At 46.1% G+C, this 18,605-nt stretch carries 13 protein-coding genes; 6 read left to right on the forward strand and 7 right to left on the reverse strand.

From position 1 onward, the window contains the following. Window positions 1-117 precede the first annotated feature (117 nt). Entirely contained in the window at window positions 118-1,500 is a 1,383-nt protein-coding gene (locus L5M38_RS03945; RefSeq protein ID WP_113939692.1) for a Na+/H+ antiporter NhaC family protein, read from the reverse strand. A gap of 753 nt (window positions 1,501-2,253) precedes the next feature. Between L5M38_RS03945 and L5M38_RS03950 the strand changes: the two genes are divergently transcribed. The 3 genes from L5M38_RS03950 (at window position 2,254) to L5M38_RS03960 (ending at window position 5,640) form a co-directional block, all read left to right on the forward strand. Further along, window positions 2,254-3,468, forward strand: a complete 1,215-nt coding sequence (locus tag L5M38_RS03950; RefSeq protein ID WP_105252462.1) for a pyridoxal phosphate-dependent aminotransferase — start codon at window positions 2,254-2,256, stop codon at window positions 3,466-3,468. A gap of 209 nt (window positions 3,469-3,677) precedes the next feature. Continuing rightward, window positions 3,678-4,265, forward strand: coding sequence for a 5'-deoxynucleotidase (gene yfbR, locus L5M38_RS03955; RefSeq protein WP_115334657.1), 588 nt, complete (start codon window positions 3,678-3,680; stop codon window positions 4,263-4,265). A gap of 25 nt (window positions 4,266-4,290) precedes the next feature. Beyond that, window positions 4,291-5,640 (forward strand): anti-phage deoxyguanosine triphosphatase, encoded by a 1,350-nt coding sequence (locus L5M38_RS03960; RefSeq protein ID WP_071939812.1) that lies wholly within the window; start codon window positions 4,291-4,293, stop codon window positions 5,638-5,640. Between the two features lie 187 nt (window positions 5,641-5,827). Here the strand turns inward: L5M38_RS03960 and L5M38_RS03965 are convergent, their stop codons facing one another. From L5M38_RS03965 to zwf, 4 genes are read right to left on the reverse strand one after another with little or no spacing between them, the layout of a single operon-like run. Beyond that, window positions 5,828-6,469, reverse strand: a complete 642-nt coding sequence (locus L5M38_RS03965; protein ID WP_028759995.1) for a bifunctional 4-hydroxy-2-oxoglutarate aldolase/2-dehydro-3-deoxy-phosphogluconate aldolase — start codon at window positions 6,467-6,469, stop codon at window positions 5,828-5,830. Between the two features lie 20 nt (window positions 6,470-6,489). Continuing rightward, window positions 6,490-8,316, reverse strand: coding sequence for a phosphogluconate dehydratase (edd, locus tag L5M38_RS03970; RefSeq protein ID WP_198573512.1), 1,827 nt, complete (start codon window positions 8,314-8,316; stop codon window positions 6,490-6,492). Between the two features lie 24 nt (window positions 8,317-8,340). Beyond that, the gene (gene pgl / locus L5M38_RS03975; RefSeq protein WP_263145701.1) at window positions 8,341-9,039 is read right to left on the reverse strand and encodes a 6-phosphogluconolactonase; all 699 of its coding nucleotides are present in this window, start codon (window positions 9,037-9,039) and stop codon (window positions 8,341-8,343) included. A gap of 9 nt (window positions 9,040-9,048) precedes the next feature. After that, window positions 9,049-10,521 carry a glucose-6-phosphate dehydrogenase gene (gene zwf / locus L5M38_RS03980; protein WP_028759998.1) on the reverse strand — a complete coding sequence of 491 codons (1,473 nt, stop codon included), beginning with the start codon at window positions 10,519-10,521 and terminating at the stop codon, window positions 9,049-9,051. 312 nt (window positions 10,522-10,833) lie between these two features. Here zwf and L5M38_RS03985 point away from each other — a divergent pair, with 312 nt between their 5' ends. Both L5M38_RS03985 and pyk read left to right on the forward strand, forming a co-directional pair. Continuing rightward, the gene (locus L5M38_RS03985) at window positions 10,834-11,688 is read left to right on the forward strand and encodes a MurR/RpiR family transcriptional regulator (protein WP_006081563.1); all 855 of its coding nucleotides are present in this window, start codon (window positions 10,834-10,836) and stop codon (window positions 11,686-11,688) included. A 187-nt stretch (window positions 11,689-11,875) separates the two neighbouring features. Further along, window positions 11,876-13,315: a pyruvate kinase gene (gene pyk, locus L5M38_RS03990; RefSeq protein WP_105252459.1), complete on the forward strand. Its 1,440-nt coding sequence runs from the start codon at window positions 11,876-11,878 to the stop codon at window positions 13,313-13,315. A 242-nt stretch (window positions 13,316-13,557) separates the two neighbouring features. Here the strand turns inward: pyk and L5M38_RS03995 are convergent, their stop codons facing one another. Next, on the reverse strand, window positions 13,558-15,837 hold the full coding sequence (locus L5M38_RS03995) for an acyl-CoA dehydrogenase (protein ID WP_168825236.1): 2,280 nt from the start codon (window positions 15,835-15,837) through the stop codon (window positions 13,558-13,560). Window positions 15,838-15,853: 16 nt separating this feature from the next. Continuing rightward, window positions 15,854-16,492, reverse strand: coding sequence for a TetR/AcrR family transcriptional regulator (locus tag L5M38_RS04000; RefSeq protein ID WP_028760001.1), 639 nt, complete (start codon window positions 16,490-16,492; stop codon window positions 15,854-15,856). Between the two features lie 220 nt (window positions 16,493-16,712). Here L5M38_RS04000 and L5M38_RS04005 point away from each other — a divergent pair, with 220 nt between their 5' ends. Further along, window positions 16,713-18,578 (forward strand): M2 family metallopeptidase, encoded by a 1,866-nt coding sequence (locus L5M38_RS04005; RefSeq protein ID WP_263178417.1) that lies wholly within the window; start codon window positions 16,713-16,715, stop codon window positions 18,576-18,578. Window positions 18,579-18,605 lie beyond the last annotated feature (27 nt).

Genomic DNA, 18,605 nt, shown 5'->3' on the forward strand with positions numbered 1-18,605 from the left:
TAGTTCAAGCCTCATCACTCTTTATTCACCTTTTACTCACTCTAGCCGTCTAACCTAATTACGGCAGACATAAAAAAACCAGCCGTAGCTGGTTTCTTATATTAATCGTGACAGAAGTTATGCAATCACAATAAAGCCGATAAATGCTATTACTGCTGCGATAAGTGCATAAGGTAACTGAGTCACAGCATGGCTCACTAAGTTACAACCTGAGCCTTGGGCGGCCAATACGGTTGAATCTGAGTAGAAGCACGCTTGGCTACCAAATGATGATGCAGACAATAAGGCCCCAATGACTAATGGGATGTCCGCCCCAACCGCTTGCGCTAATGGCATCACGATAGGAATCGTCACGGCAAATATACCCCAGCTCGAACCTGTGGCAAACGCGAGTATAGCCATAGATAAAAACACTACCGCAGGCAGCAATTTAGGTGTCATAAATGGGCTTAATGACTCAATGACATACTGCGGCAGTAACAACTGATCGCACACATCCTTAAACACAAACGCCGCAATTACAGTGCTAATGGCCGGTAGCATGCTTTTAAAGCCATCGATCATTTGGTCCATCATCTCTGAAAATGGCATCAAGCGCTGCACTGCATAATAAGGAATCGTGATAACTAAGGTCGCCAGCAAGCCTTTCCACACGTCGATATCAAAGTACACGGTAAAGGCAACTAATAAACCAATGGGCACTAAAAAGTTATGCAGTTTGCCCTGATTATCGGCGTGCTTAAATTCCTCTTCTATGGCTTTAACTGCATATTCATCCGAAGTTTGCACTTGGTCGAAATCCACTTGCGCTTCCGCGGGTTCACCTTGGGCAGCGCGCAGCTGCGCAGTCTTCATTGGACCAATGGCGGGCACAATACCTAATGCGACAAGTAGCACCATAGCCACAGCTAACCAAGCATAAAGCATGTAAGGAATGGCTTGCATATAAACTGCAATGCCTTGACCTTCGGCTGCCACACCGTTATCCACCAGTAATCCACCAAAAAATACCGCCCAAGTCGATAATGGCACTAACACGCACACGGGCGCGGCGGTGGAGTCCACGACATAGGCGAGCATTTCACGGGACACTTTAAATTTATCCGTTACACGCTTCATGGTTTCACCCACGGTCAACGCATTGAGATAGTCATCGATAAAAATCACGATCCCAAGGATAAAAGTCATTAATAGGGAAGATTTAGGTCCTTTCGCCAATTTAAGTGCATTGCGGCCAAACGCTAATGCGCCGCCAGTTCGTACTAAAAGTGCGATGAGCGCGCCAAAACCACCACACACCAGAATCAACCAACCTATGGTTTCATCGGCCATAACCTTCAATGACACACTAGCAAAATTGTTTAAGACTTGACTGGGATCGAGTAACAGGAAACCGGTTACCGCACCTATGATCAAAGATAAAATAGGACGGCGTAACCAAATAGCTAACACCAATACCACCAAAGGTGGAATGAGACTTAACGCTGTCGGTTCAGACATGCACTTAGGTCCTCTAAATAAATCGCCTAAAAGGCAAATGGTTTTAGAATAACGTCTGAAATCAACACGATTTAGAACGTCAACACAGCTGCTTCATGATGACTAACCCTGAAGATAAAACCCGCGAATTGCTTGCTATCTAAGGTGCCTTGCCAAAAACATCGCGCAGAAAATAAAGCGCATCGAATATTGAGTCAACTATAAATTTAACTTGATAGAAAATAAATTTATTTCCCGCGAGACAATTTTAGATAACCGTATAATCTAGAAGACTTTTAACGCCATTGTAACTTAAACATTTATGATCTTCTTAGCTTAATAAGCATTCAATAAATATGCCTAATTATCACAAGATAAAATGCCGCGGCATAAGTTTACCTTATCAAAAACATCTGATTAAAAATCAACCATTAAGTATCAGCTAAAATACATTTTCTTCTGTCACGATTAATATGGCTAATATAGAGAAATCAAATATGAGTCAGCTAATGAAAACGCATTTTCATCTTTCGAAATGAAAAAACATAAACAAGATTCCTCTACCAACCCAATAGATAAACAATCTTAAAATCATGCCAATATCAGAACATAAAACTTGTTCAGATTTCTTTAATCGACTGTTAAAGCATATTTAACTGAGGGATATTTATAAAAAAAGCGCAATTCTGTGCTTATCCCCCCTTTCATCTGCAATGAAATTTCGTTATGGTGCGCTAACTTAAGCCAAAACTTTATGCATGTTCCGAGGTGTAAATGCGCCCTATCATCAAATCCAACAAGCTGGATACCGTTTGCTATGACATCCGCGGCCCAGTGCACAAGGAAGCCAGACGTTTAGAAGACGAGGGGCATCGAATCCTCAAACTCAACATTGGTAATCCGGCCCCCTTCGGTTTCGAAGCGCCTGAAGAAATTGTGCGCGATGTGATCCTCAATTTACCCAGTGCCCAAGGCTACTGTGAGTCAAAAGGATTATTCTCTGCCCGTAAGGCCATAGTGCAGCATTATCAAGCCCAAGGGATTTTTGGTGTCGATATTGAAGATATCTATATAGGTAACGGCGTTTCAGAACTCATTATGATGGCAATGCAAGGCTTGCTAAATACCGATGATGAGATCTTAATCCCCTCACCAGACTATCCCCTGTGGACAGCAGCGGCGAATCTCGCGGGCGGCAAGGCTGTGCATTATCGCTGCGATGAAGAAGCGGACTGGTTCCCCGATCTCAACGACATTAAAAGTAAAATTTCATCACGTACCCGCGGCATAGTGCTGATTAACCCGAACAACCCAACCGGAGCGGTATACAGCAGAGAATTACTGCTGCAAGTGGTTGAACTGTGTCGTCAACATGATCTGATCCTTTTTGCCGATGAAATTTACGATAAAATTTTATACGATGAAGCCAAGCATATTCCTGCTGCGGGTCTATCAGATGATATTTTAACTGTTACTTTTAACGGTTTATCAAAGGCTTATCGTGCAGCAGGATTTCGTGTTGGTTGGATGATGTTATCTGGCAATCTTAAGGCTGCTAAAAGTTACATCGAAGGCTTAGAGATGCTGTCCTCGATGCGCCTCTGTGCAAACGTGCCCAATCAACATGCGATTCAAACTGCGCTCGGCGGTTATCAGAGTATTAACGAGCTTATTTTGCCTAATGGCCGCCTCACAGTCCAAAGGGATGCCTGTTACGAATTACTTAACCAAATTCCAGGTGTGAGCGTTAAAAAACCAAAGGGCGCACTCTATGCCTTTCCGAAACTGGATATGAAGAAATTCAACCTAAGGGATGATGAGCGTTTAGTGCTGGATTTACTCAGAGAAAAGAAAATTCTGTTAGTGCACGGCACGGCCTTTAACTGGCCTGAGCCTGACCATTTACGAGTGGTTTTCTTGCCCTATAAAGAAGATCTGAAGAAAGCATTTACCGAGTTTGGGGCCTTCCTCGAAAACTATCGACAGTAAAATATCCCTTTAACGGTTTGAGACATAAAGCGATCCTAGCGGTCGCTTTATTTTTAGCTATTTCTTTAAATCCTCTACGCTCATACTCACGTGTCATCCAAGGCTGTGATAATCTAAGACTTCACTAGCGTCAATACTGCCTACTCACTCGTTTCATGTCTTCCATTGCAGCTTGTCGCCTTCCGATTTCACTCTTTAGCAGGAAAACTATGAGTCACTTATTTGCCCATTTAGCTCGAATGAAACTTATCCAACGCTGGCCTTTGATGTACAACGTTCGCACTGAAAATGTTCAAGAACACTCGCTACAAGTCGCCATGGTGGCCCATGCACTGGTGATCATCAGCAATAAAAAGTTCGGCACGACGCTTGATCCCCATCAAGCTACAAGTCTGGCGATTTTTCACGATGCCAGTGAAATCCTCACGGGTGACTTACCGACGCCGGTGAAATACTTCAACAAAGAAATCGAAGCCGAGTATAAAAAGATTGAGGCGATTGCCGAGCAGCGCATGCTGGATATGGTGCCTGAGGAATTTAAAGAAGATTATCGCAGTCTGTTCATCAGTGATTACGCCGATCCCATTTACAAGACCATAGTGAAATCCGCCGATACTCTGTGCGCTTACCTTAAATGTCTTGAAGAAAACCGCGCCGGCAACAGTGAATTCAATACCGCCCGTAAGCGTCTCGAAGATATGCTGGCGACAAATCCTGATCCCGCAGTACAGTATTTTATGAGCTGCTTTGTGCCCAGTTTCACCTTGAATTTAGACGAAATTAACAAGATGCTTTGATTTTCCACTCTCGCTAGGAATGCATATGACTTCAAGTGTTTGGCAAGAACGCCGTCATGGTGAAGATAAACAACGGCGTAACGATCACCGCAGCCCTTACCAAAGAGACAGGGCGCGTATTCTCCACTCGGCCGCCTTTCGCCGCCTGCAGGCCAAAACGCAAGTGCTCGGCGTTGGCATGAATGACTTCTATCGCACTCGATTAACCCACTCACTCGAAGTCTCGCAAATTGGCACTGGCATAGCAGCCCAGCTCAGACGCAAATATCCACAGCATAAGCAGCTGCTTTGCTCTATGAGCTTATTAGAGTCCTTATGTTTAGCCCACGATATTGGTCATCCTCCCTTCGGCCACGGCGGCGAAGTGGCATTGAATTACATGATGCGCGACCACGGCGGCTTTGAAGGCAATGGCCAAACTTTTCGAATTCTCTCTAAGCTTGAGCCCTACACATTAGATTTCGGGATGAACTTGTGTCGGCGTACCATGCTCGGGATTTTGAAATACCCCGCGCCGCACTCGAAGCTATTTGTCGCGGGCGAGCATAACGAAATCACCAACCATAGACAGCTCAAGCCGTCACAATGGCCGCCGGTTAAGGGCATTTTCGACGATGATAACGACATCTTCGCTTGGGTGCTTGAGCCGTTATCTGAGGCAGACCGCAGTCGTTTTACATCGACGCAGCAAGGATCACACCCCGCCCTGCACCACTATCCACATCTGCGCACTCAGTTTAAATCCTTCGATTGCTCGATTATGGAACTGGCAGATGATATCGCCTATGCGGTGCACGATCTCGAAGATGCGATCGTGATGGGTATAGTCACGGCATCCCAGTGGCATCAAGATGTTGCGCCGACACTGACCAACAGTGGCGATTCGTGGATACGACAAGAGCTTGCCGATATTGGCAATAAGCTGTTTTCCCATGAGCATCACCTACGTAAAGATGCCATAGGCACACTCGTTAATGGCTTTGTCACCGCTATTGTTATCTCAGAAGATGACGTGTTCGAAGAGCCATTATTGCGCTTTAATGCGACGTTAGAGCCAGAATTTGCCATTGCGCTCAATGTGCTCAAGCAACTGGTTTATAAATACGTGATCCGTAAACCTGAGATCCAAATGCTCGAATATAAGGGCCAGCAGATTGTGATGGGATTATTCGAAGCCTTCGCTTCCGATCCCGAGCGTTTACTGCCACTGAACACCCAAGAGCGCTGGCGTGAAAGTGAGCAACAAGGTTTAAACAGTCACAGAGTGTTGGCGGACTATATTTCGGGGATGACAGATGAGTTTGCAGGCAGACTGTATCAACAGCTATTTAGCCCAAAAGCCGGCTCAAATGTGGAACTGAGCAAGGAAATGTAGGCAAGCGATCATTTCGCAGCCCGGCTTTCTATAAAGCCAGACTGTTTGTAAATGCTCGTGTTACTGTAAAAACCCCGACTTTCTACAGAGTCAGCTATCACAGCCGTTCTTTATCAAAATGTGAAAGATAAAAGACAAAAAACCACCTCGCGGTGGTTTTTTATTTTGTCACTATTTCAAACTCGATTTATAAAGCGCCAATGGCATCTTTACAAAGTTGAGTGATACGATCCCAATCGCCGTGTTCCATTGCATCCGTTGGCGCAATCCAACTACCACCAATACAATCGACGTTTTTCAGCGCTAAATAATCTTTATAGCTGCTTGGCGTAATACCACCTGTTGGGCAGAAGCGAATATCCGCTAGCGGACCCGAGAAGGCTTTAAGAGCATCAACACCACCCGAAGCTTCAGCTGGGAAGAATTTAAAGTGGGTGTAACCGAGCGCCATCCCCGTCATCACTTCTGAAATGCTCGCAACCCCTGGAATTAAAGGGATTGGACCATGCATACCCGCTTTGAGCAGTTCAACCGTTGCACCTGGGGTAATAATAAACTGCGCACCAGCGGCAATCGCAAGATCAAGCTGAGCTTCATTTAAAATAGTACCCGCGCCCACTAAGGCCTCTGGCACTTCTTTGGCGATTTTAGTGATAGCTTCGAGTGCACAAGGCGTACGCAAAGTCACTTCTAACACGCTAATGCCGCCTGCAACCAGTGCTCGCGCTAATGGCACCGCATGTTCAATCTTGTTAATCACCATAACAGGAACAATAGGGCTGCGTTTAAAAATATCTTGTGGCTGTAGTGACCAGTTATTCTCAAGCATTGCGTTATTCTTCCTTTGTATTAATAAAGTTCATCGATGGCATTAGTACAACGCGCACCAGTTTCTGGACTACTTAGATTTGAACGTAGCGCACTAAATAACTCGCGGCCCATGCCATAACGTGAGCGATGTAAATCCACAATTCCCGCGGCTCTGGTGGCAAGTTCAGCTTCAGATACAAGCAAGCTCAGTTCGCCAGTTAACGCATCGACACGGATCAAGTCGCCATCTTGGACTTTGGCAATTAAACCGCCATCTAATGCTTCTGGCGTTAAATGAATGGCCGCAGGGACTTTACCCGACGCGCCAGACATACGACCGTCGGTCAGCAGCGCGACTTTAAAGCCTTTGTCCTGAAGCGTTCCCAATAATGGGGTTAACTTGTGCAGTTCTGGCATACCGTTAGCTTTCGGGCCTTGACCTTTAACCACCACAACACAATCTCTATCCAAAGCACCGGCTTGGAACAAGGCATCGAGTTTGTTTTGATCGTCAATCACCACAGCGGGCGCTTCAACGACACGATGTTGTTCTTGTACTGCTGACACTTTAATCACAGCGCGGCCTAAATTACCTTTGAGTAATTTCAAGCCACCGTTGCCTTGGAAAGGTGATGCGACTGACGTTAACACTTCAGTATCTAAGCTAGTCGTTGGACCATCGACCCAGCGCAGTTCACCGTCGAGCAACCTTGGCTCTTGGGTATAACGGCGTAAACCAAAGCCCGCAACGGTATTCACATCTTCATGCAATAAACCCGCATCGAGCAATTCTTTGATTAAGTACGCCATGCCACCGGCTGCATGGAAATGATTAATATCGGCGTGACCGTTTGGATACACGCGCGCCACTAATGGTACAGCATCGGATAATTCAGAAAAATCATCCCAGTTCACAATAATACCGGCAGCACGAGCCGCGGCGACTATGTGCATCGTCAAGTTAGTTGAACCGCCTGTCGCTAATAGCGCGACTATGCCGTTAACCACAGATTTTTCGCTGACCACTTCACCTATTGGGGTATATTGGGTGCCCATTTCGGTTAAACGACACACTTGCTTAGCTGCCATCTTATTTAACGCTTCGCGCAGTGGATCATCAGGATTCACAAATGACGAGCCAGGTAACTGCAGGCCCATCACTTCAAGCATCAACTGATTCGAGTTTGCCGTGCCGTAGAAAGTACAGGTTCCCGCACTGTGGTAAGACTGGGCTTCAGCTTCTAACAGTTGCGCGCGATCCACTTTACCTTGGGCAAATTGTTGACGGATACGGGCTTTTTCTTTGTTCGGGATACCTGATTTCATCGGCCCTGCCGGCACGAATAACATAGGTAAGTGACCAAAACTTAAGGCGCCGATAAGTAAACCTGGAACAATTTTATCGCAAATGCCGAGCAGTAAAGCGCCATCGAACATGTTGTGAGACAAACCCACAGCCGTTGCCATCGCAATCACTTCACGACTCAGTAAGCTCAATTCCATACCGGGTTGACCTTGAGTCACACCATCACACATGGCCGGAACACCGCCCGCCACTTGTGCAACACTGCCGACTTCCTGACAGGCTTTTTTAAGCAATTCAGGATATTTTTCATAGGGTTGGTGCGCAGATAACATATCGTTAAATGCCGTCACTATGCCGATGTTCGCTTTATTCAATTGACGCAATGCATTTTTGTCGTCTGGATTACAGGCGGCAAAACCATGGGCTAAGTTGCCACAGCTCAATGAGCTACGGTGTACACCATGGTTACGGGCATCATTCAATGCGGCGAGATAACCTTCACGTGACGCTTTGCTACGGGCAATAATTCTGTCGGTAACAGCTTGAACTACTGAGTGTATTTCTACTGAGTGCATAGTGACTCCTTAAGCGCTCCAGAACACATCAACGGGCGTTTTACGCTGCGCTAATACGGCTCTGATAGGCATAGCATGGACATCATCACTTTCTAACGCTTGACGATATACGGATAATTTCTGTTCCCCGACCAAGTGCAGATAAATTTGTCTGCTGTTCAGAATCGCACTCTTAGAGAGCGTAATTCTACCATGGGGCGCTGTGGTGGGGTTCGTCGCCACACACAGGGCTTGGGTTGTGAGCGCATGTTCAAGCTCAGCACTGCAGGGAAACCAAGAGCAGGTATGACCATCGTTACCCATGCCTAACACCACCACATCAAAAGGACGTGGGAAGTTAGACAAGGACTCGGCGGCCATATCGGCGCCCGCTTCTGCGGTCGAAAACATGTTTTTTAAACCGCGGAATTTGGCATTCGCCGCACGGTTTTGTAATAAATGTTCACGCACGAGACGCTCATTAGAAGCATCGGCGTCGGCTTCAACCCAGCGCTCATCGGCAAGCGTGATATAAACATCACTCCAATCGATGGATTTCATGCTCAATAGTTGAAATAACTTAAGCGGCGTCGAACCACCGGAAACCACTAAGCTGGCTTTTCCGCGGGCATCGACGGCTTCCTGCAACTGGCTCGCAATTCTATTCGCAAGCTGTTGTTCTAACGCACTTGGCGTATCGAAAGATTTGAATACGGTTTCTTTAATCATCAAAGTCTCCTACTCGTCCCACGAACGGCCATCTTTGGTGATCAAAGCAACTGACGCAACTGGACCCCAAGTACCCGCAGGATAAGGTTTTGGTTTTTCGTTGCTTTGTTCCCACGATTGGATAATGCCATCCACCCAAGTCCATGCCTGCTCGACTTCGTCGCGGCGCACGAACAGCGCTTGATTACCGAGCATAGCTTCGAGTAATAGACGCTCATAGGCATCGGCGATGCGTTCATTTTTAAAGGTATCGGAGAAGCTCAAATCGAGTTTAGTGGTTTGTAGACGTTGTTTTTGCTCCAAACCTGGCACTTTGTTCATCATCTGGATTTCAACCCCTTCATGGGGCTGCAGACGGATCGTCAGCTTGTTCGGTGGCAGATTACGGTAGCTTGAGCGATATAAGTTATGCGGTGGGTTTTTGAAATACACCACAATTTCAGAGCTCTTAAACGGCATACGTTTACCGCTACGTAAATAGAAAGGCACGCCCGCCCAACGCCAGTTGTCGATATCCACACGAATAGCCACGAAGGTTTCTGTGTGTGATTGAAGGTTGGCGCCTTCTTCTTCTAAATAACCCGGGACTGGGCTGCCCTTTAAGAAGCCTGCGCTGTACTGACCGCGTACGGTATTTTCATACACATTGTCTGAATTAATCGGACGCAGTGATTTAAGCACTTTAACTTTTTCATCACGGATGCTGTCAGCGTCTAAGTTAACAGGTGGGTCCATGGCAACGAGCGTTAACACTTGCAGCAAATGGTTTTGGATCATATCGCGCATCTGACCCGCTTTGTCGAAGTAACCCCAACGGCCTTCGATACCCACTTCTTCTGCGACTGTGATCTGGACGTGGTCAATCGTACGGTTGTCCCACTTAGAGGCAAATAAAGAGTTCGCAAAACGCAGGGCAATCAAGTTCTGTACGGTTTCTTTACCTAAGTAATGGTCGATACGGTAAACCTGACGTTCTTTGAAGTAAGCGGAAACTTGGTCATTGATGACGCGAGAAGAGTCTAAATCTGAGCCGATGGGCTTTTCGAGCACCACTCGTGAATCTGGGTGGATAAGATCTTGTTCATGCAAACAACGGCAAATGTCGCCGAATATTGCAGGTGGCGTAGCAAAGTAACTGACCATCACGCGCTCTTCTGGTTTGAGCAGATCATGGAAGGCACTGTAGCCCGCTGAATCGGTAAAGTTAGTGCCTATATAGTGGCAGCGGGACAGGAAACGTTGGAGAGTCTCTTCGCACAAAGGCTCTTTCACGAAGGTGTTTAATGCAAGCGTGACTAATTCGATAAACTCATCTTGAGTAAACTCGTCTTTCGCGACACCGATCACTTTCGTATCTTTATCGAGAAGTTCAGCTTTATCTAGCTGGTATAAAGAAGGTAACAACTTGCGTCGTGCCAAATCGCCTTTAGTACCAAAGAGTACGAAGTCACAAGCTTTGGCGCCTGATGTTGTTTTGCCCATTGCGTTACGATCTCCTTTGTATGTCGTGTCCCTTCATGTCGATGAAGAAATCCACACTTTTGTTGTAATATAACAACAGAATTTGTTAAATGCATCTATTTTTATAAATATTAACATTCTAGCTAACTAGTCACTTGCTGCATAAATCTGATATGCTTTTTGTGCTTAAATTACTGAAGGTAGTAAAGTCTTATTTCAAAATTGTACTGAAAAGTTACTACATAGAGTCTATTAGTGGGCCGCCAGTCTTGATCTGCTCCCACGAAATAAAAATAAATAAAATTACATTCTCAATTTAGCGGACATACGCGTATGAATACCCTAGAAAAGGTTCAAAAAAGCCTCACCCATTTTAGTAAATCAGAACGCAAAGTTGCAGAGGTGATCTTAGCATCACCACAGACAGCTATACATTCTAGCATCGCCACACTGGCTAAGATGGCAGATGTCAGTGAACCTACTGTGAATCGTTTCTGCCGCCGCTTAGATACTAAAGGTTTCCCTGATTTTAAGTTACATCTAGCGCAAAGTCTTGCGAACGGTACACCTTATGTGAGCCGCCACGTTGAAGAAGATGATTCAACTGAGTCTTACACGACAAAAATATTCGAATCTTCAATGGCTTCGCTCGATACCGCACGTCAAAGCCTAGACATTTCAGCCATTAATAAAGCCGTTGATATTCTCACTCAAGCTAAGACTATTTCCTTTTTTGGCCTAGGCGCATCCGCTTCAGTTGCCCATGACGCGCAAAATAAATTCTTCCGCTTTAATGTCCCTGTCATCTGTTTTGACGATGTTCTAATGCAACGCATGAGCTGTATCAACAGTAATGAGGGCGATGTGGTGGTATTGATTTCCCACACTGGCCGTACTAAGTCATTGATTGAAATCGCGCGTTTAGCGAGAGAAAATGGTGCAGCTGTGATTGGTATTACCGCCCGCAACTCGCCTTTGTCAATGGAATGTACACTGCCCGTGACAATGGAAGTGCCAGAAGATACTGACATGTATTTACCTATGGCCTCGCGTTTAGCCCAATTAGTCACTATAGATGTATTGGCAACGGGTTTTACCTTACGTAGAGGCCCACGTTTCCGCGATAATTTGAAACGAGTGAAAGAAGTGTTAAAAGAGTCTCGCATCAATAAAGATCCGATACTGTAACTCACTTCCTTTTCTAAAAATGGCTAGTGTTGATCCTTAACCTAGCCATTTATCGTGCAAATATCAGCGATACCTCACAATTTTCATACATAACTTTAGATCAATTTGATTGTAACTTTACTACAAAATTTGGAATTGCATGGTAATATAGTCCCAAGATTTTTTTTAACTTTAACGGAGTATCCTTATGTTCCGCAGAACCAAAATCGTCACCACTCTAGGTCCCGCTACCGATCGTGATGATAACCTACGCCGCATCATCGCGGCAGGTGCAAACGTTGTACGTCTTAATTTCTCCCACGGTTCCCCCGAAGATCATCTAAAACGAGCAACTCAAGCGCGCGAAATCGCTAAAGAGTTAGGCGTTCATGTGGCCATTCTTGGTGACTTACAAGGCCCTAAAATCCGCGTTTCTACTTTCAAAGACAATAAGAAAGTACAACTCGTATTAGGTCAAGCCTATGTACTTGATGCCGAGTTAGCCAAAGGTGAAGGCGACGAGACCCAAGTGGGTATCGATTACAAGCAATTGCCAGACGATGTGACTGTTGGTGATATCCTGATGTTAGATGATGGCCGTGTTCAATTACGCGTTGAGCGTGTTGAAGGCCGTAAAGTGCATACCACAGTGACTGTGGCAGGCCCTTTATCTAACAACAAAGGTATTAACAAACAAGGCGGCGGACTTTCTGCTGCTGCGCTGACCGAAAAAGACAAGGCTGACATTCTCACTGCAGCAATGATCCAAGTGGATTATTTAGCCGTGTCTTTCCCGCGCAGTGGTGCAGACTTGGACTATGCACGCGATCTTGCCCGTCAAGCAGGTTGTAATGCGTTGATCGTTGCTAAAGTTGAACGTGCTGAAGCGGTTGCGACCGATGCCGCGATGGATGATGTTATCTTAGCGTCTGACGTTGTTATGGTTGCCCGTGGTGACTTAGGTGTTGAAATTGGTGATGCTGCACTCGTTGCAGTGCAGAAGAAGTTAATCGCCCGTTCACGCCAACTGAATAAAGTCGTCATCACTGCCACCCAGATGATGGAATCGATGATTTCAAGCCCAATGCCAACCCGCGCCGAAGTGATGGACGTGGCGAACGCTGTGCTTGATGGTACCGATGCTGTGATGTTATCTGCTGAAACTGCTGCCGGTGACTTCCCAGAAGAAACCGTTAAGGCAATGGCAAACGTGTGTGTTGGCGCTGAATCTCACCCAAGTGTGATTGTGTCTAAGCATAGATTAGATGTGCGTTTCACTTCAGTTGAAGAAACCATTGCACTATCAACTATGTATGCAGCAAACCACCTAGAAGGCGTTAAGGCGATTATCGCTCTGACTGAATCGGGTGCAACACCACAGTTGATGTCTCGTATCAGTTCTTCACTGCCAATCCTGGGTTTATCACGTCACGCAACAACCTTAGCCAAAATGGCCTTGTACCGCGGCGTGTTGCCAATTTACTTCGATTCAACTATCCACCCAGCCGATGAGCTAGCGCAAAAAGCGTTAGAAGCATTAACTGCGGCTGGTTATTTGAATAGCGGTGATATGGTATTAATGACCAAAGGCGATGCAATGGAAACGATTGGCGGCACTAACACCTGTAAAGTGTTGATCGTAGCTTAGGTTGCTTAAGCTTCTTCTAACAACTCAAGCGCGTTAGAAAAAAGCCAATAAAAAACCACCTCATGAAGGTGGTTTTTTTATATTGACTGTTTTCTGTAAGTGCAGATTTCTGTTGGTGAAGATTTGTTGGTCTCTCATTTCAGAGGGAAATCCAAACGGCCTAAGCGGCTAGCTATCGAACTTAACACCGCTTAGACCAAACTGCACTAACATTAAACGCTAACATTAAACACTAGCAATCACTATAACGCTTCGAAATCATTCACATTAATTGCCGCTAAGCGCAGCTTATCAGCATGCTGTAACTTTTGTTCTTCGTCGGCAGTGATAACGCCAGTCTCGAGTGCTTTTGCAAACAAGACTAGATTCGGCACTTTTGCTGGCAACTCACCGGCACGCTGCGCTTTCTTCAGTTTTTTATAGATATCTTTACAGGCATATTGCGCGATAAATGCTTGCTCAACTTCAGCAATACCACCCTTATCCCCTTCAAATTCAGGACATAAGAAAGTAATACGTTCACGAGCAGGGCCAGGCTTCAACATACCGCTAACTAAATCGGTCGCCATTTTGTCGCTCGGTGCAGTGAAGTGATTACCCAGTGGAAAAATTAAGCCGCGCAGTAACCAGGCCACAGGACGGCTCGGGAAGTTACGAATCGTGTCTTCCAACGCTTTAGCCGCCAAGTGCAAACGATTGGCCATTACATAACGTACCGCAGGCAAATCGTCCTGTTGACGGCCATTATCTTCAAATAACTTCAAGGTCGCTGAGCCTAAATACAACTGGCTGAGCACATCACCCATACGTGCCGACAGCATTTCTTTACGTTTTAAATCGCCGCCCATGATCAGCATTGATAAATCTGTCATTAAGGCTAATGCAGACGAAATACGCGACATATCTTTATAGTACTGCTTAGTTTCACCGCTCACTGGCGCACTGCCAAAACGGCTACCGCTTAACGCGCTAAACAACGCACTGAAAGCATTACGCGTGGCATAACCCATGTGACCCATTAATAGCGCATCAAAACGCTCTAAGGCTTCATGTTGGTTTTCCATCGCTGCGGCTTCCATTTCGGCAAGTACGTAAGGATGGCAGCGAGTCGCACCTTGACCAAAAATCATCAATGAGCGGGTTAGAATATTCGCGCCTTCCACAGTGATCGAAATTGGATTCGACATATAAGGGTGGCCTAAATAGTTTTTAGGTCCTAATTGAATGCCCTTACCCGATTGAATATCCATGGCATCGTTCATCACAGAACGGCCTAATTCAGTCATGTGGTACTTAGCTATCGCGGTCACGACCGAAGGTTTGACTTTAAGATCGATACCCGTGGTTGTTAAACGGCGTGCGGCTTCTAACTGATAAGTGTTGGCAATAATACGCGCCAGCGCTTCTTGCACCCCTTCAAACTGACCAATTGCCATACCAAACTGGTGACGCACATAGCTGTAAGCCGTTGTCGTCTTCGTCGCCATGTGACCAGAAGCCGTTGCCAATGCTGGCAATGAAATACCGCGGCCCGCTGACAAACACTCAACCAGCATACGCCAGCCTTTACCTGCAAACTCAGGGCCACCGATAATCCAATCGAGCGGGATAAACACTTCTTTACCTTGAGTAGTACCGTTCATAAACGCCATACCCAGCGGATTATGACGACGACCAATCACCACACCAGGATGATCCGTTGGGATCAACGCACAGGTAATGCCTAAGTTTTTCTTATCGCCAAGCAGACCTTCAGGATCGCGCATTTGGAACGCTAACCCCAGAACTGTTGCTACAGGCGCCAGCGTGATATAACGCTTATCCCATGTTAGTTTAAGCCCAAGCATTTCTTCGCCGTTGAAAGTATCACGACACACAATACCGACATCGGGGATAGCGCCGGCATCGCTGCCCGCTTCTGGACCAGTTAACGCAAAACAAGGAATTTCATCGCCTTTAGCCAAAGCAGGTAACCAACGTTCTTTCTGCTCGCTCGTACCATAGTGGGTCAGCAACTCACCAGGACCTAAAGAGTTCGGCACCATCACAGTCACAGCGGCGCTTACGCTACGGCTGGCTAATTTGCTGACAATGGTCGAGTTTGCATAGGCAGAGAAAGCTTTACCACCAAATTTCTTCGGAATGATCAGTGCGAAGAAACCTTCTTTCTTAAAGTATTCCCACAGCTCCGGCGGTAAATCCTTGCGGTTATGCACTATGTCGAAATCATCGATCATCGTCAGTGCTGTCATTACTTGATTATCAATAAAGTCTTTTTCTTCAGCTGTCAGCGTCGGCTTACCGTAGCTGTGCAAGGTATTCCAGTTAGGATTTCCGCGAAATAACTCCCCTTCCCACCAGACATCACCGGCTTCCATCGCTTCGCGCTCGGTATCTGAAAGTGGCGGCAAGACCTTCTTGAAAAAACTAAAAACTGGGCGGGTAATAAACTGCATCCGGATATTTTTCACCGCAAACAACACGACAATGGCTATCAGGGCAAGAATTATAATCGTCAACATTATCAAGACCTTTTAATTAAGAAGAAACTGGGACTGATACGCCAGCCGCCATGTAGGGGATCACTTTACGGATCACGGCTTCGATGTCGTTATGCTCACCAAACTCAGCAGCAGCAATGTCATTTAGGGCATCAGCGGACGCCATAGTGAACACGATAGTGCCTAAGGTAAAGTGTAAGCGCCAAAACATTTCAGCGGGTGGAATATGTGGTGCACTGGCCGAAACGGCTTTAACAAAAGCATCCAGATGCTGGCCGTAATGGGTAGTGATAAACCAACGTAAATGCCCTTGGCTTTCGATATAGCCACGGCCTAAAAGCTGCAGGAAGATCGTGGTGCCTTCTGTACGTAGCGCGTTTAAATCCAATAAAGGATCGACCAAAGAAGACAGGATCTCTTCGAGTGTTGCTTGTGCTGGAGCGGCATTTAAACGGTGAATTTGGCTTGAAGCAGCAGGCATAAATACGTCTAAATAGCGGGCTAACACTGCACGGATCAGCTCTTTTTTAGAACCAAAGTGATAATTGACCGATGCTAAATTCACCTCAGCTTTGCTGGTAATGAGTCGCAAGGAAGTCTCAGAAAAGCCCCGTTCGGCGAACAGTTTTTCTGCGGCATCAAGTATTCTAGTTTTTGTATCGGATCGACTTGCCATTCCGTGACCTTGAATTAATTTAAAACACTCGTTTAAATTAAACATTGGCACCACGGATGTCAAACTAAAATTGGACAAATTCACCGCTTTCTAGTCTGTGATATAAGCGGTATGTCGTACATGTCCGAATAAGTGTTAAAAACAAGTCAATTAACCCTTGTGCAATAACCCTGTGGTTTAGGTAAACTGTGTAACACAAAAACAACAAGGACAACTAGACATGGTTATTTCATTGAATCGTCGCAGTAAAATCGCCCTCACAGTGGCACTCGCGCTGGGATTAACGGCCTGTAATGATGCACAAAGTAAAACAGACAAAACAGCTACAGTAGAAGCAGTTGTCATCAATACCGCCCCAGATAAAGCACAAGCCATTGCTTTTATTAACGATGCTGAAGCCAAGATGGCCGAATTATCGATTGAATCTAATCGCGCCGAGTGGATTTACAGCAACTTTATTACTGATGATACCGCGGCCCTGTCTGCCGCAGTCGGCGAAAAGGTCAGTGCCGCGTCGGTAAAATTTGCAACTGAGGCGGCTAAGTATGCCAATGTGCAACTCGATCCCGTAAATGCCCGCAAGCTCAATATACTGCGCAGTGCATTAGTGTTACCCGCGCCGCTCGATCCTGCGAAGAATACCGAGCTGGCGCAAATTAGTTCAGAATTAAATGGCTTGTACGGCAAAGGAAAATACTGTTTTGCCGACGGCAAGTGTATGACTCAGCCTGAGCTATCGAGCTTAATGGCCGAATCACGTGATCCCGTAAAATTACTGGAAGCGTGGAAAGGCTGGCGTGAAATAGCTAAACCCATGCGCCCCTTGTTTCAACGCGAAGTTGAACTGGCCAATGAAGGCGCAAAGGATCTCGGTTATGCCAACCTGTCTGAACTATGGCGCAGTCAATACGATATGAAGCCCGATGACTTTTCACAGGAACTCGACCGTCTTTGGGGCCAAGTTAAGCCACTTTATGAGTCCTTGCACTGCTACGTGCGGGGAGAATTGAATAAAGAGTACGGCGATACCGTCGCACCGACCACTGGCCCCATCCCTGCACACTTACTTGGCAACATGTGGGCCCAGCAATGGGGCAATGTGTATGATCTCGTCGCCCCTGACAATGCCGATCCGGGTTACGATGTCACTGAGTTACTGGCAAAGAAAGGCTATGACGAGCATAAAATGGTGAAACAAGCCGAAGGCTTCTTCACATCATTAGGGTTCGCACCATTGCCAGAAAGTTTTTGGGCGCGTTCTCTATTCGTACAACCAAAGGACCGTGATGTGGTTTGTCACGCTTCGGCGTGGGATCTCGATAATCTCGACGATATCCGCATTAAAATGTGTATCCAAAAAACTGCCGAAGATTTTAGCGTTATCCACCACGAACTTGGGCATAACTTCTATCAACGCGCTTATAAGCAACAACCCTTCCTATTTAAAAACAGCGCCAACGATGGTTTCCATGAAGCCATTGGTGACACGATTGCACTGTCGATTACGCCAAGCTATTTAAAGCAAATCGGCTTATTAGAAGAAGTACCTGATGCATCTAAGGATATCGGCCTCTTACTAAAACAAGCCTTAGACAAAATTGCTTTCTTGCCCTTTGGCCTGATGATAGATCAGTGGCGCTGGAAAGTGTTTAGCGGCGAAATCACGCCCGCCCAATATAACCAAGCTTGGTGGGATCTGAGGGAAAAATACCAAGGCGTCAAAGCACCGACTGAACGTAGTGAAGCAGATTTTGATCCGGGTGCTAAATACCATGTACCAGGCAATGTACCCTACACCCGTTACTTCCTAGCGCATATTTTGCAATTCCAATTCCATCAAGCGCTGTGTGAAACTGCAGGCGATAAAGGTCCGGCACACAGATGCAGTATTTATGGCAATCAAGCCGCGGGAGAGAAACTCAATAAGATGCTCGAGTTAGGCTTAAGTAAACCTTGGCCAGAAGCATTGAAAGAAGTCACCGGCAAAGAAACGATGGATGCAAAAGCGGTGCTCGATTACTTCGCCCCACTTAAAACATGGTTAGATGAGCAAAATACCACCGCAAACCGCCAGTGTGGTTGGTAAGGGTTCGTTAAATCATTACCCAATAAC

It is taken from the genome of Shewanella sp. SM101 (assembly GCF_025654465.1).
In the GTDB taxonomy this organism is placed as follows: domain Bacteria; phylum Pseudomonadota; class Gammaproteobacteria; order Enterobacterales; family Shewanellaceae; genus Shewanella; species Shewanella oncorhynchi.